Source organism: Magnetospirillum sulfuroxidans, from assembly GCF_018224925.1.
GTDB classification, from domain to species: domain Bacteria; phylum Pseudomonadota; class Alphaproteobacteria; order Rhodospirillales; family Magnetospirillaceae; genus Magnetospirillum; species Magnetospirillum sulfuroxidans.
In genome coordinates this window covers 50,709-63,839 of record NZ_JAGTUF010000008.1, presented here as the reverse complement: position 1 = coordinate 63,839, position 13,131 = coordinate 50,709, and the positions used below count along the sequence as shown (strand labels likewise).

Here is a 13,131-nt window from a genome sequence, read left to right as displayed (position 1 = left end):
GTTGGACGGGGCGGACCATCCCATTAATGGTAGGGCCCGCCGCCAAGCGAGAAGCTGTCGTCCATCTGCGGAGTGCCTTCGAGATGAGCGAGCGTCGGGCCTGCACGGTCATCGCCGTGGATCGCACGACGATCCGCTACCGCTCCGTCCGGCCCGACGACAGCGCCTTGCGCGACCGCCTGCGCGGGCTTGCCCAGGAGCGCCGCCGGTTCGGCTATCGGCGGCTGTTCATCCTGCTGCGGCGCGACGGCGAGGCGTCGGGGATTACCCGCATCTACCGGCTTTACCGCGAGGAAGGCTTGGCGGTGCGCAAGCGGCGCACCCGGCGCAAGGCCATCGGCACCCGTGCGCCGATCCTGGTGGAAGCCAAGCCCAACGCCTGCTGGTCGCTGGATTTCGTCCACGACCAGTTGGACAACGGGCGGCGCTTCCGCGTGCTCAACATCGTCGACGATGTGACGCGGGAATGCCTGGCCTCGGTGCCCGACACCTCGATCTCCGACCTACGGGTCGTCCGCGAGTTGTCGGCGCTGGTGGCCCAGCGCGGCAAGCCGGGCATGATCGTCTCCGACAACGGCACCGAGCTGACTTCGAACGCCGTGCTGAAATGGGCGCAGGACCATTGCATGCAATGGCACTACATCGCCCCCGGCAGGCCCATGCAGAACGACTTCGTCGAGAGCTTCAACGGCCGCATGCGCGACGAGCTGCTCAACGAGACGGTGTTCACCAGCATGGCCCAGGCCCGAGCCGTCATCGCCGCCTGGGTCGCCGACTACAACACCGCCAGGCCGCATTCGGCCCTGGGCTACCAGACACCGGCGGCCCATGCCGCCAAACTCAAAGCAATGGGGCCGGTCTCTCCACCCCTCCGGGGCTCCGAGCCCGGCCCCATTGCTCAGACCGCGCCACACGGCGTAACTTCGCCCAAGGCTCTACTTACGACTGGATGAAACTTCCAGGGCAGGTCAGACCTACCGAAACGGAATGACGCCCAGAAGAATCCGGAGGTCATGTCTCAGAGTCCGTCCGCAAAGTTTTCTATGATTTCCGGTACCTTGCGATTCTGCGCAGCATGAGGCGGATCATGGCGAGGCGCAGGAACGCCAGCGCCATTCTGGCGAGGTTCTCGAAGTCCTTGGCGAGGCGTCGGCAGCGGCCGAGCCACCCGAAGGTGCGCTCGACGATCCAGCGTTTGGGCAGCACCTCGAAGCCCTTGGCTGTGTCGGAGCGTTTGACGATTTCCAGGTGCCATGCGCCGAGTTCGCGCACCGCCGCTGCCGTGGCGGCCCCCTGGTAGCCGCCATCGGCGAATATCCGCACGATGAACGGAAAGAGGCGGCGGACCTCCTTGAGCACCGGCAACGCGCCGTCGCGGTCCTGGACATCGGCGGGCTGGATGTGGGCGGCCAGGATCAGGCCGAGCGTGTCGACGACGATGTGCCGTTTCTTGCCTTTGACCTTCTTGCCCGCGTCGTAGCCCGACGGGTCGATCCGCGCCCCCCTTTTTCCGCGCTTTTAACGCTCTGACTGTCGATGATTGCCGCCGTCGGACTGGCTTCCTTGCCAGCCAATTCCCGCACCGCGACGAACAGTGCGTGATGGAGGCGGGCCAGGGTGCCATCCCACTCCCACAGCCCAAGATATTCATGCACCGTACTCTTGGGCGGCAGGTCTGTCGGCAGCGCCCGCCACTGGCACCCGGTCATCAGCACATAGAAAACGCCGTTCAGCACCTCGCGGATGTTCACCGTCCGCTGGCGGCCGCCACGTTTCGCCGGGGGGATCAGCGGTTCCACCAGCGCCCATTCCTCATCCGTCAAGTCGCTGGGATAGCGCAGCCCACGCCGCTCATAAATCCGACGATTCTCTTTCGTCCACATGCTGCCCCCCAAATTCGCCTGGGGAGCCATGGAATCACAACTGATTCATCGGACTCAAGAACCTTCCGGACGGACTCTCAGGTTCTTCGAGAGACAGGATCCCTGGGAGAATAATCACAAACCATCACGATCGTGGCCGATAAAACTCTCGGTTTTCTCCTGCCAAAACAGATGAGGTGGCGCAACTCATTTTGAGTGTAACATCTACACAATTTCGTGGCCATTTGGTTTAATGCGCCAGCCCATTGTTGTGAAATGGGGGGGCAAGTGAACGAGAAAAATGATAGCGCACCGTTCTTTGCAGTTCGTACGCTACCCACGCTGTCACCCCCTGGGGCGTTGCCATTCTTGTTCGTTGCCGACGAAGTTGGGGATGTTGCACTATCGCGCGAGGCGCTCTCCTGGGCAAATGCACTAACCCAAACCCGTTCACTTTCCAGCATAGAGCAATGGGTGGGAACCATAGGCCGTTTGCACGATTGGTACGTCATCGGCTGGCAGGCACGACCCCTGACCACCGAACTATTGACCGACCTAGTTTACAGCTACCTGTACTTCCGCTTGCATGGCACCATCGACCCAAGCGGCCGCACTATAGTCCCTAGCATTTCGTGGAAGCCTGTGCGCTATGAGACTGTCCAGGGCGAATACAGCGCGATCCGCAGCTATGTGCAGCACTGCAACACGGCGTTCGGACACATTGGATTGGCCCGCCGCACAACGGTGATCAATCAGTCATTCATCGCGCAGATGTTGGCAGATAAGGAGAGTTCGGCTAGGGACTTCTTTGCCCACTTGAACGCGCACCGGGAACGCTGGCGAACATATTTCGACTTCGCAGATGATATGCCGAGGCTCGCTGGCGGCAAGCGGCCAATACGCTCCCGCGTGGGCTTTCGGCAGATGATGCCCATCGAGGAATGGGTTGCGCTCATCGATGCCGAGAAGAACCTGGTATTCCGGGGAATTTGGATGCTCTCGGCTTTTGGTGGCCTCCGGATCTCAGAGATATTGAACATGTGGCAGGTCGATGTCCTGCCGGCAAGCTACAGGGGGCGGTTGTTCGGCTTCGACGACGACACTATCCTGGTGCTTCGGGCGCACCCGTGCGACTCGACGTACACCACGACAGTTGGGGATCGGAGGACGACTAGGCGCCAGCACTTGGCGACCAAATATGGCCGCGTGCCGAGACCTGACAGCATTGTTTCCTCCGAGCGAGCCGGTTGGAAGGGGACGGTGTTCGCAAACGATGATCGCTTGCTGCTTCCGGTCTTTTGGCTCGACGCTCGCATGGCTGAGCTATTCGCCGACTGCGTTCAGCAAATCATGCGCTTCCATCAGACTCAACGCACTAGTGCGAGCCATCCTTACCTGTTTGTCAACATGGCGGCGCGACGCGACGCGCTAGGCGAACCTCAAAAGATCTCGAACGTTGAGGCAGCCTTCGAGCGTGCCTGTCGCCGGGTCGGCCTTGAGCCCTACCGGTACGGCCGGTCGATCCATGCTGGACGCCACCTCTACAAATGGATGGCCAAGGAGATGCTCGGACTTGGACCCGATGCCATTCAGTTGATCATGGGCCACGCCAGCATCGAGAGCCAAGATGCATACGGACGGCGCGCGAAAGAAGCAGCTGACAGCATCCGCATGGGGCAGTCCAAACTGGAGACGGGCCGTGGCTGAGATCGACTTCCCAAATGAAGGCAACGTGATTGACCTCCTCGAAGATGGGGCGCTCGTCAACACCACTGACAACACGTTCGTTCTTCTGCAAGGGGTGCCCTCCATCGACGATATTCGCAAGGCTCACTCCCGGTTCAAGGAGGCGGTCACAAACCATTTGGTCTGGGTCATGGCGAGTCCGGTGGACGAACTGGATCAGACGATCGGTTCAGTGCGTCGAAGCGGCAGTAAGGTCTCCTCGCTCTCGCTTGTTGCGCTCAGCTACAACGGCACATCACTTGTTTACTGCCAAGCTGAGCCCCTCGTGCTGTCCTTGGGCGAACTGGGGTACATATCGAACATCACGGCCCGAGGTGCCCGCCGCCGCGCCTCGAAGAAGGACGGAAATCTGCCGGAGGTAATCGGTAAGCTCAACCCGTCGCAGGTACGCGACCTGATGACGTATGCAGAAGCGAACTTCGGTTGGGACAAGGTGCTGAAACCGGCCTACAGCGCTGGCCTCTCCGAGTTGGAAAAGCTCATCAAGAGCAACCGCTCGGCCCAGAGCATACTTTCGACGGTGGCCGATAAAGCTCACTCGTTTCTAGCTGGCGGCACCACGGATGTGCGGACAGGATGGGCATGGTTCGCTCAATGGCTTTGCCGCGAAGGCATCTGGATCCAGCCATTCTCGCACGTGGGTAGCTTGGACCGCCTCACATTTGTTCCATTCAATTACCTCTGGGTTGACATCTTCTGCCCGGACATCGGCAATTGGCGTAGCCTAGTGAGGAATGCGTGGCAGCTTTGGCGCAACCGGGCACGCGAAGCAGAACGGGAGGTCTTGGCAGCGTGCCGCCAGTTGCTCCATAGCACTAACGCTGCCCAGTTTTCGCACCTGTCCCTCGGCCCGTTCGCAGCCCTCCGGACCCTTCATCTGGACAGAAACCAAAGTGGTCGCGCGACTGGCTTTAACTCATTGGCGCGCTTAGCCTGTACGGCCTTCGATGTCGATCTCTTGGACATGGACGAGGCCCAACTATTCGAGGGGCGTCGCCGGCTTGCGTTGCAGCACGGGACGGGCCTGTTTGCTTGGGTAGAGCGGCCGACCAAACGCAACACGCAGCGCTACCAGGAACTTGTCGGGCCTCCCCCACCCAGGTTTCCCGATTTCCTTCGTCAGTGGGCCGAGAATTTCCGCGAACTCTTCCCATTGCTTGAGGCGAAATCGGTCTACGGACCGTCAGATTCACTTAACCTCTTCCTGGTGTATCTAGCCAAGCTCGGCGAAGAGCGAGCGCCGAGAACGCTCGCCGAACTCGTGCGTGAGAAGCACATAAATTCGTTTGGCAATCCTGCGCATTACACGTTCATGGACTTTCTCAGACACGCCGACATTCACCCGGACCGGAAGAATACGGCGCTCACCCGCTTGGCCCAGGTGTGGATCTTGGCCTCCAAGCGAGACGGGTTCGGCGGCAGGCTGACATGTCCAATCGACCGTAAAGTGGACCAGTTCGGACGCTCGAACAAGCGCCGGGCTCGCACCCCGCGCAAGGCCATTGACCAAGAGATCCTGGCAATTCTGATGCGAGAAAACCGTCGAGACAATTTCGTGTTCGCACGGAACCTCGCGCGCTATGACAGGATTGTGTTCGACCGCGAAGCTGGCAAAGCCAGCACCGAGTTCTGGCCCGCCCTTCCCATTCTGTTCGACCTCATTTTTTCGACGGGAATGCGGAAGTCCTCGGCCCTGTGGCTAGATAGCGCCGAAGGCGATGAATCTTGGCCAGATCCCGAAACGCTCAGGGAGTTGCCGAACCCGCTGGGGTTAGCAGAGAAAGGGCGTCGGGCGGGCTTCTTGCGGGTTATGGAGATTGCGCCGGGTCAACGGGTTCTCGGGATGCACCTAGAGGTGAATAAGACCGGTTCCTATGAGGTTCCTTACGTCGATCCGGCCGCCGCACACCAGTACGTCCAAATGCGGGACTGGCAGATTCGCTTCAACCCCGCAAAAAAGTCCATCGCGGCACTGCGAGGCAAGGAAAAACATCTAGTCGATCACGACCTTGTCGCATCCGTCTATCCAGTTTTCCGCGACCCTCAGGGCGGGGCCCTCATGCAGCCGCCAACAGATCCAACGGTGAACCGATATTGGATAGATCTGCTCAAGCACTGCCAGCCCTTGGTGGATGAAACCCTAGGATACGAATATCCACTCGTGCTGGGCGATGATCAGCCCCGCTGGGATATTCACTCCTTGCGGGTCACAGTCGTGTCCGTCCTGCTCGACAACGGCGTGCCTATCCACGTCGTCCAGATGCTGGTCGGCCACGCCACCCCGATCATGACCTGGCACTATAAGGCGGTGGATCTCGCCGCAGTTCACCGAGGGATCCAGGAGGGCTTTGAATTTCGCAAGCTTGCGCTCTCAGCCGAACGCCTTGCTGCGATGGACGAAGACGAAATGGAGGCCGAGATCTTCAAGGCGGTCGGTGAGCCGGTAACGCTACGCTCAAGCGAAGATTGGGCTGGAATCTCGATGCTGAAGGATAACTTCGAGTGGGGAGCCGGATCGTGGGAGGTATTAGCGCACGGAATCTGCCCAGGCGGCGACTGCGCTACCGGCGGAGAATATTACAAGAACGCCTATCAACCTGTCTTCAGGCCCCGCGCCTGCTCTCGCTGTCGATATAGGATCACCGGCCCTGCTTTCTTGAACGGCCTTATCCTGAGATTGAACGCCCTCATGATTGACATTAAGCAGTCTATGAACCGTGAGGCTGAGTTGGAGGACGAGGTCGTTGCGGCAGAGGACAGCGGGCGTCCGACCGCCGCGCTCCGAGGGGCGATCGGAAAGATGCGCGAAACACGGGACTCGCTGTTCGCGGAGTGGTGCGCTGAACTGCGCACGATCCATGCTTGCGAAAGCATGATGCAGACCGCCAGCGACAGCACCCCGTTGCCCGTTATCACTGGAATTACCGAAGCGGAAGTCAGGACGAGGCTGTCAGAAACCCATTTCCTGAACCTGATGCACACGGTGCTCAGGGATGCCGCTGTTGTCTCGGGAGGCTTAGCCGATGTGCCCCACGGCACTCGGGAGATGCGGGATGAACTGCTGCTGCGAGTCGCCCGCAGTAATGGCGTGGAGAAATTCTTCTACAGCATGGACGAGCGGACTCGGAGGAAAGCACTCGACCGGTTCGGCGACATCCTACTCGATACCGCTCCCCCGGAGGCCGTGGAAGATCTGATCGACGGCCGTCAGCACTTCGAAGGCTTGCCGGGGCTTGATGCAGCAATAATGGCCTTCGTCCAGCAATTGGACGAGCGAGCGAACGGGGGTATCCTGGAGACGATGAATCAATGACGGACACATCCGAATTGATCATGGACCGGTTGATCCATGAGGCCCGTCAACTCAAGCGGGGCTATATTCGACTGGCCACCCTTGGTCGGCTAAAGGACGCCTGCGATGCTATAGCGGATGGCAGTGCAGCTGAGGTCCTCCGACGTGCGCGGTCGAAAGGAGCGCACGCCTACCGTGCCGGAAGCGCCCCGATCAATGCATCGACAATTGAGGCATACGTTAAAGCTCGGCAAGCCCTCGGTCACACCGAGTGGATTGGTCCGACGAGGGTCACAATCGCGGCCGACAAGTCTGGGATGATGACTTACATCGCCGCACGCCAAGCCGAGCGGGGAATTGTCACCCTCCCCAAAAAGACACCCCGCCAAAAATCTATCGACGAGATCATTGATCGTTTGGATGCGGTGGAGGATCAGCAATTCCTTCGGTTCGCCTTAGAGGAGCTTCGTCAAACGGCGAGCAAATATCGGATACTTGTAAGGGGGCTCACATCGATACCTGGCATCGACGTCCAGTCAATCCTCCACGGCGCCCCAGCAACGCCGGCTCTACCTGCGCGGTCGGTCGACCCAAACGTTCAGGCAAGTCTCCGACGTCTCACCCAGCGCCTGTGCGACGACCAAGCGCTAGCAGAATACGACCTGACGTTCGACGGTCGACGGGTCCGACAGCGTTCTGGCATGAGGAAACAACTGGTTCAGGCCGACGAAATCGATGCGCTGAGAGGGCTCACCAGCGAGAAGGTAGATACAGAGCCGGAGACCTCTCCCTTCGAGGCCGACTGCGTGGAGAGCTGATACAGCTCCCGCACAGGCCATAGCTGCGCACCAACTCATGCAGGAACGGTCGAAGCGAGACCTGTAAGGTGAATTCCCAAAAAATATGGGCGGCTCCGAAGCCGCCCATTTGTTTACGCCATTCCAAGCGCTGCTTTGTAGAGATCGAGAAGTTGATCGATCTCTTCACGTTCCTGATCTTCCATCCTTCGAAGAGAAATAATTTTCCTAACGATCTTGACGTCAAAGCCTTGGCTCTTGCACTGACCGTAAACGTCTTTAATATCTGCGGAGAGCGCTTTCTTTTCTTCTTCCAGGCGCTCGATCCGCTCCACGAATTGTCGAAGGGCCTCAGCCGCGATACCGCCAATCTGAGCATTGCTTTCTTCGTCAGACATTTTCTCTTCCTTTCATTTTGCCCCGGCGCGGTTGCGCAGGCCATGGGCTGTTGTGTATCTCATAGTTGCCCACTCGGCGTGCAATACAGCCTTGTGATACGCGTATTGCTGCTAAGTCGTTGAGTTTACATACATGCTACAAAAGTGAGGGGGGATTAGAAGCCTTGGCTTTTCGCCTGGCCGTAAACGTCTTTAATGTCAGCCGAAAGCGCCTTCTTTTCTTCTTCAAGACGCTCAATTCTTTCGACAAATTGCCGAAGGGCCTCGGCGGCGATACCGCCGATCTGAGCGTTGCTTTCGTCGTCAGCCATCTCTTTTCCTTTCAGATTGCCCTGGCGCGTTTCCGCAGGCCTCGGGGGGATATATTTTGTGGTCGCCAATGTGAACTACGATACAGACTTGGGAAACGTGTATTGCCGCCAACCCGTTGAAGCGACATCCACGCCTCCGATCCGATTGTTATTCTGGTCGTCGCTCATTCCTTCATCTCTCGTCCCGCATGGGCAGCAGACCATAATGCGCTGCCGGTCCGGGTTCAAGAGTCACGTCGCCGGGAAAAAACGCACAGGATAAGGTGCGCACCTGATGCAGCATTTTAGGCTCGGCGATATCATCTGGTTACCACAGACAATTCGCGTATAGAGAGCATGACCATGATCCCATCGTCGTCCCAGCCACGCATCATGTTGGTCGAAGATATTCCGGCCATGCGTCTGCTGGTCCGTCAGATGTTGCGGTCCTTGGGCGTCAACGAGATCCTTGAAGCCAATGACGGCTCCACCGCCTTGCAGCTTCTTCGTGCTCAACCTGTGGATGTTGTCTTGTCGGATTGGAACATGATTCCCATGACCGGCTTGCAGTTGTTGATGGCCATGCGGGAAGATCCACAAACCAGCCATATTCCCTTTGTCATGATCACGGGCGAAGGATCGATGGAACACGTCAAACGCGCCCGTTCGGCCGGGGTCAACGGCTACCTGATCAAGCCTTTCGGTCTAGATGCCCTGACCCGCCAATTGACCAAAGTGGTACGTTGGCAGCCGGCGGCCTGATTCCAAAGTATGGCGCCGTGCTGCGGATGATCGCGGTCCTAAGTCTTCCGCCCCCTGGGTTAATGTTCTGGTTGCAGGCATCTTGGCGTCATCGCCTTGCAGCTTCGAGACACCCCATGACGCCGTTTCGTACAATTCTTCTGGTGGAAGATAGTCCCCTGACCCGGCGCATGATTCGGCAGATGCTGGAACAGCATGGCGGCTTTGTCGTCGAGGAAGCCATCGACGGCCAGGACGCCCTCAAGCGGCTGGCCACCACCCGCGTTGACGTGGTGTTGTCCGATTTGCACATGATGCCCATGGATGGCCAAGGGTTGCGCGATAGCATCCGCGCCCAGGCCGAATTGTCGCATCTGCCTTTTATCATGATGACGGGACAACATTGCCCCGAGGCCATTCGCCGCACCGTCGATGACCAGGGCAGCCATTATCTGGCCAAGCCGTTCAGCCGCGAGCAATTGTTTCAGACGCTGGAACGGACCATGCCGCGGCAAGCCGCTTAATCGCGAAACGTTAAAACACCTGCACCCGGCGCAATTGCCCATCGGCCAGAACGGGCTTGAGCACCTGGGCCAACAGGGTGGCCCAGCGGCGGCATCCGGCCGCGTCGGCCAGCAAGTCCTGGCGGATTTCAAAAGACAGGTGCGGCAGACCGGCGGCGCCGGCATGGGTATCAAGGGTATAATTGATCTCGCGCCCCGAATAAGGCTGATTGTCGCCGACATTCAGGCCGGGGACGCCGCGCAGGGCGTCAATCACCGGCAAAGCCATGCGGCCATCCCGGTTCCACAGCACGCCCACCTGCCACGGCCGCGGGAAATCGCCCATCCGGGGGGTAAAACTGTGCAGGGAAATCATCACCGGCACCGGTCCACGCCGAAACATCCGCCCCAAGGTGGTGCCGATTTCCTGATGATAGGGCCAAAACCACGCCGCCGCGCGGGCTTCCGCCTCGGCATCGTCGATCTTGCGGTTACCGGGGACTTCGGTGCCGCAGGTTCGGGCCGGGATCGACGATGGGTCGCCGGGCTGACGATTGCAATCGATGACCAGTCGGCTTATTCCGGCTAAAAGGGCGGCGCAGCCCAAATCCGCCGCCAGCATCCGGGTCACCGTGGCGGCGCCGATATCCCAGGCCACATGGGCGCCGCGGGTGGCGTCATCCAGCCCCAGCGCGCCATAGCGGGCCGGGATGATCGCCGAGGCATGGTCGCAGACCAGCAAGATGGAACTGTCGCCCGCCGCGTCGACACGCTCGAACGGCTGCGGATCATTGTCGGAAGAAGCAATAAACTGTAGCATGGCACCATAGATAAACGGGCCGACAGAAAAAATCCATCAATGGGTTGACAGCCTATGGGGGTTTCCGTATTTTCGCCGCCTCCGGTCGCGCACCCGGACTTGACCATTCGCGACCTAAGTGTTAGGGAAGTTGGATATGAAGATTCGCAATTCGCTCAAGTCGGCCAAGCTGCGCGACAAGAACTGCCGCATCGTTCGCCGCAAGGGCCGTGTTTTCGTCATCAACAAGACGAACCCCCGCTTCAAGGCTCGCCAGGGCTGATCAGCTTGGTCGAACCGTACAACAAACCGCGTCCCCGTTATCGGGGGCGCGGTTTTGTTTTGGGGGCTTGGCAAGCTACGCCGCCATGACCACATCCCTTCCATGGGACGCATTGTTGGCTCACTGTTAGCGATTATCCTGCTGGGCACGGTGATGGGCTGCTCGCCAAAACCGGTGGAGCGGGTTGATCGCCAAGACAGCCTGGACATTTTGTTCGAACGCCTGCACGTCACCACCAATACCGTCGAAGCCCGCGTGATCGAGGCGACCATCCGTCAAGTCTGGGCGCGGAGCGAACGCGCCGAAGTGGACAAGATGATGACCCAGGCCATTGCCGCCCTGCATGCCGGCGCCATTGACGCCGCCATCGGCGCCTTGGATCAGGTGGTGGTTCTGGCCCCCGATCTGGTGGCGGGCTGGAATTTGCGGGCCACCGCCCATTATGCCCAAGACGATTTTTCCGCCGCCCTTGCCGATATCGCCATGACCTTGACGCTGGAGCCCCGCCATTTCGGGGCCTGGGCCGGGCTGGGTTTGATTATGCTGGATCTGGATCGCAAACAAGCGGCGCTGCGGGCGTTCGAAACCGCGCTGCGCTACAACCCCCACCTGCCTGACGTGCGCGACGATGTCGCGGCGTTGCGCGGCCAATTGGTGGGATTGCCGTTGTGATCAGCCATCGACAGCGATTTTTTCCAACGCTTCAGCCTCAAGCTGGAACGTGTTCGGGCGGATTTCACGCACCACCCCCAGGCGTTTGAACTCGGCCACCGTCCGGCTGGAAGTTTCGGTGGTCAGCGACAAGATCGCCCCCACATCCTCGCGCACCAGCATGCGGCACAGCCCATCCTCGTCCAGGGAAGCCAAATGCAGGAACAGCCGGGCCATGCGCTGGCGCGACGTTCCGGTATTCAACTCGGTCAGCCACTCATCGGCCAAGCGCAGCGATTCGCTCCACTTGTTCATCAACTGACGGTGCAGGCGCGGGGTTTCCTGGTTCAGCCGCTCTACCACTTCGCGCGGCAGGCGGCAAACCAAAGCCGGTTGCAACACCTCGGCCGCATGCTCGTAGGACCGCCCCGCCAACACCTCCAACCCGGCCACCGCCCCCGCCCGCAGCAATCTGACGATGCGGCGGTTGCCATCGGGCAGGTATTGCACCAGCTTGACCAAGCCGCTGCGAATGGTGAAGGCGGCGGCGCCATCGTCGCCGGGGCGATACAAAGTCGCCCCCGAATCCAGCATCAATTCCTCCACCGGCTGGTGGATCAGCTGGAAATCAGCTTCCTGCAAATCGGCGAACAGCACCAGATCACGGATGCCGCAATTGCGACATTCGGCCTTTCCCAACCATGCGGCTTCGATCTGGGTGCGGCGCATTGCCTAAACCTCCATCATATTAGAGTTAATTCATACACTAGCGTTTCCTGGCCGCTTGCACCAGCCGCTCAAGGCCATCAAGAAAGCGCGAGCGGTCCTGTTTGGTAAATCCTGACGGACCGCCGGTCACCTCGCCACGTTCACGCAAATCCTTCATCAGATCGCGCATGGCCAGTTGCATGCCCATATTGGCTTCTTGAAACGGCCGGCCACGGGAATCCAGCGGCAAGGCTCCCTTGGCCAGACAACGGGCGGCCAAGGGAATATCGGCGGTCACCACCACGTCGCCATCCTGGCAACGCTCGGCGATGACATCGTCGGCGGCGTCGGCGCCTTCGGCCACCACCACCTGCTCAACCAGATAATGATCAATGCGATGCCAACTATTGGCGACGATAATCACGGGAAGATCATGGCGCGCCGCCACCCGCAAAACCTCTTCCTTGACCGGGCAAGCGTCGCCGTCGATGAAAATGCGGGTCATGGCCGCCCCTTGCGATACAGCACATGCCGGCGCAACGGATGGCCGGCCGCCAAGATCGGATGATCGAAATCGCCCTGTTCGTCACGCACCATGCCGATACGTTCCATCACCTTGCGGGAGCGGTGATTATGCGGCACGGTGTAAGCGACGATCTCGGCCAGACCAACTTTGCTAAAGCCGAAATCCAAGGCGGCCCGCGCCGCCTCGCTGGCATAGCCCCGGCCCCAATAGGGTCGGGCCAGCCGCCAAGCCATTTCCACGCACTGCCCCCCTTTTGTCTGGAACGGCATGAGCGAAGCCGGCTCGTTCAAGCCGACATAGCCGATAAAATCGGCTTCCCCCGGAACCTCGACCGCCCATAAACCCCAGCCGCGGGTGGCGATGTCGTCCATGATCCGAAGCGCCTGGGCATCGCTTTGCTGGGCATCCAAGGGGGACGGCATCAGGGCCATGACCTCGCTGTCGGCGTTGATGAAACGAAAGGCGGCCAAGTCGTCGGGCCGCCAGGGACGTAATGTTAAGTGTTCGGTCCGCACCGAGCCCCTCCATTCATGCA

At 59.8% G+C, this 13,131-nt stretch carries 14 protein-coding genes and 1 pseudogene; 8 read left to right on the top strand and 7 right to left on the bottom strand.

The window, feature by feature from the left end:
* Positions 1 to 26: 26 nt before the first annotated feature.
* Positions 27 to 953 (top strand): annotated as a pseudogene (locus KEC16_RS10290) (IS3 family transposase); the annotation flags it as partial.
* 88 nt (positions 954 to 1,041) lie between these two features.
* Here the strand turns inward: KEC16_RS10290 and KEC16_RS10285 are convergent.
* Positions 1,042 to 1,883 (bottom strand): IS5 family transposase gene (locus KEC16_RS10285; RefSeq protein WP_249209063.1). Its coding sequence is split into 2 segments (ribosomal slippage): positions 1,042 to 1,511 and positions 1,511 to 1,883, totalling 843 coding nucleotides; the frame shifts between segments, so codons are not numbered across the junction.
* 267 nt (positions 1,884 to 2,150) lie between these two features.
* Between KEC16_RS10285 and KEC16_RS10280 the strand changes: the two genes are divergently transcribed.
* Genes KEC16_RS10280 through KEC16_RS10270 form a run of 3 tightly spaced genes read left to right on the top strand, consistent with a single transcriptional unit; the run spans position 2,151 to position 7,718 of the window.
* Positions 2,151 to 3,569: a site-specific integrase gene (locus KEC16_RS10280; protein ID WP_211548529.1), complete on the top strand. Its 1,419-nt coding sequence runs from the start codon at positions 2,151 to 2,153 to the stop codon at positions 3,567 to 3,569.
* A complete protein-coding gene (locus tag KEC16_RS20120) occupies positions 3,562 to 6,921 on the top strand; it encodes a VPA1269 family protein (protein ID WP_211548527.1) in 3,360 nt (1,119 codons plus the stop codon). Before KEC16_RS10280 ends, KEC16_RS20120 begins: the two co-directional genes overlap by 8 nt.
* Before the next feature lie 20 nt (positions 6,922 to 6,941).
* Positions 6,942 to 7,718 carry a hypothetical protein gene (locus KEC16_RS10270; protein WP_211548525.1) on the top strand — a complete coding sequence of 259 codons (777 nt, stop codon included), beginning with the start codon at positions 6,942 to 6,944 and terminating at the stop codon, positions 7,716 to 7,718.
* Between the two features lie 113 nt (positions 7,719 to 7,831).
* Here the strand turns inward: KEC16_RS10270 and KEC16_RS10265 are convergent, their stop codons facing one another.
* Positions 7,832 to 8,095, bottom strand: coding sequence for a DUF2312 domain-containing protein (locus KEC16_RS10265; protein ID WP_211548523.1), 264 nt, complete (start codon positions 8,093 to 8,095; stop codon positions 7,832 to 7,834).
* Between the two features lie 155 nt (positions 8,096 to 8,250).
* The gene (locus KEC16_RS10260; RefSeq protein WP_211548521.1) at positions 8,251 to 8,406 is read right to left on the bottom strand and encodes a GapR family DNA-binding domain-containing protein; all 156 of its coding nucleotides are present in this window, start codon (positions 8,404 to 8,406) and stop codon (positions 8,251 to 8,253) included.
* Between the two features lie 336 nt (positions 8,407 to 8,742).
* Here KEC16_RS10260 and KEC16_RS10255 point away from each other — a divergent pair, with 336 nt between their 5' ends.
* Together KEC16_RS10255 and KEC16_RS10250 are read left to right on the top strand one after the other, a co-directional pair.
* A complete protein-coding gene (locus tag KEC16_RS10255) occupies positions 8,743 to 9,147 on the top strand; it encodes a response regulator (protein WP_249209061.1) in 405 nt (134 codons plus the stop codon).
* A 116-nt stretch (positions 9,148 to 9,263) separates the two neighbouring features.
* Complete coding sequence (locus tag KEC16_RS10250; protein ID WP_211548519.1) at positions 9,264 to 9,650, top strand: response regulator; 387 nt, start codon at positions 9,264 to 9,266, stop codon at positions 9,648 to 9,650.
* A gap of 10 nt (positions 9,651 to 9,660) precedes the next feature.
* Here KEC16_RS10250 and KEC16_RS10245 read toward each other — a convergent pair whose 3' ends face one another.
* On the bottom strand, positions 9,661 to 10,449 hold the full coding sequence (locus KEC16_RS10245) for an N-formylglutamate amidohydrolase (RefSeq protein WP_211548516.1): 789 nt from the start codon (positions 10,447 to 10,449) through the stop codon (positions 9,661 to 9,663).
* Positions 10,450 to 10,585: 136 nt separating this feature from the next.
* Between KEC16_RS10245 and ykgO the strand changes: the two genes are divergently transcribed.
* Both ykgO and KEC16_RS10235 read left to right on the top strand, forming a co-directional pair.
* Positions 10,586 to 10,711, top strand: a complete 126-nt coding sequence (ykgO, locus tag KEC16_RS10240; RefSeq protein WP_041633398.1) for a type B 50S ribosomal protein L36 — start codon at positions 10,586 to 10,588, stop codon at positions 10,709 to 10,711.
* A gap of 102 nt (positions 10,712 to 10,813) precedes the next feature.
* The gene (locus KEC16_RS10235) at positions 10,814 to 11,383 is read left to right on the top strand and encodes a tetratricopeptide repeat protein (RefSeq protein WP_211548514.1); all 570 of its coding nucleotides are present in this window, start codon (positions 10,814 to 10,816) and stop codon (positions 11,381 to 11,383) included.
* Here the strand turns inward: KEC16_RS10235 and KEC16_RS10230 are convergent, their stop codons facing one another.
* From KEC16_RS10230 to KEC16_RS10220, 3 genes are read right to left on the bottom strand one after another with little or no spacing between them, the layout of a single operon-like run.
* Complete coding sequence (locus KEC16_RS10230; protein ID WP_211548512.1) at positions 11,384 to 12,091, bottom strand: Crp/Fnr family transcriptional regulator; 708 nt, start codon at positions 12,089 to 12,091, stop codon at positions 11,384 to 11,386. It lies immediately after the preceding gene.
* A 37-nt stretch (positions 12,092 to 12,128) separates the two neighbouring features.
* Positions 12,129 to 12,575 (bottom strand): YaiI/YqxD family protein, encoded by a 447-nt coding sequence (locus KEC16_RS10225; RefSeq protein ID WP_211548510.1) that lies wholly within the window; start codon positions 12,573 to 12,575, stop codon positions 12,129 to 12,131.
* Positions 12,572 to 13,111 carry a GNAT family N-acetyltransferase gene (locus tag KEC16_RS10220; protein ID WP_346344064.1) on the bottom strand — a complete coding sequence of 180 codons (540 nt, stop codon included), beginning with the start codon at positions 13,109 to 13,111 and terminating at the stop codon, positions 12,572 to 12,574. The genes KEC16_RS10225 and KEC16_RS10220 overlap by 4 nt, the downstream gene beginning before the upstream one ends.
* Positions 13,112 to 13,131 lie beyond the last annotated feature (20 nt).

What these genes read in the sequence shown, in the direction of transcription:
- KEC16_RS10265 (WP_211548523.1), bottom strand. Translation starts at nt 8,095, where the DNA reads ATGTCTGACGAAGAAAGCAATGCTCAGATTGGCGGTATCGCGGCTGAG.
- KEC16_RS10270 (WP_211548525.1), top strand. Translation starts at nt 6,942, where the DNA reads ATGGACCGGTTGATCCATGAGGCCCGTCAACTCAAGCGGGGCTATATT.
- ykgO (WP_041633398.1), top strand. Translation starts at nt 10,586, where the DNA reads ATGAAGATTCGCAATTCGCTCAAGTCGGCCAAGCTGCGCGACAAGAAC.
- KEC16_RS10250 (WP_211548519.1), top strand. Translation starts at nt 9,264, where the DNA reads ATGACGCCGTTTCGTACAATTCTTCTGGTGGAAGATAGTCCCCTGACC.
- KEC16_RS10260 (WP_211548521.1), bottom strand. Translation starts at nt 8,406, where the DNA reads ATGGCTGACGACGAAAGCAACGCTCAGATCGGCGGTATCGCCGCCGAG.
- KEC16_RS10235 (WP_211548514.1), top strand. Translation starts at nt 10,814, where the DNA reads ATGGGACGCATTGTTGGCTCACTGTTAGCGATTATCCTGCTGGGCACG.
- KEC16_RS10230 (WP_211548512.1), bottom strand. Translation starts at nt 12,091, where the DNA reads ATGCGCCGCACCCAGATCGAAGCCGCATGGTTGGGAAAGGCCGAATGT.
- KEC16_RS10245 (WP_211548516.1), bottom strand. Translation starts at nt 10,449, where the DNA reads ATGCTACAGTTTATTGCTTCTTCCGACAATGATCCGCAGCCGTTCGAG.
- KEC16_RS10255 (WP_249209061.1), top strand. Translation starts at nt 8,743, where the DNA reads ATGACCATGATCCCATCGTCGTCCCAGCCACGCATCATGTTGGTCGAA.
- KEC16_RS10225 (WP_211548510.1), bottom strand. Translation starts at nt 12,575, where the DNA reads ATGACCCGCATTTTCATCGACGGCGACGCTTGCCCGGTCAAGGAAGAG.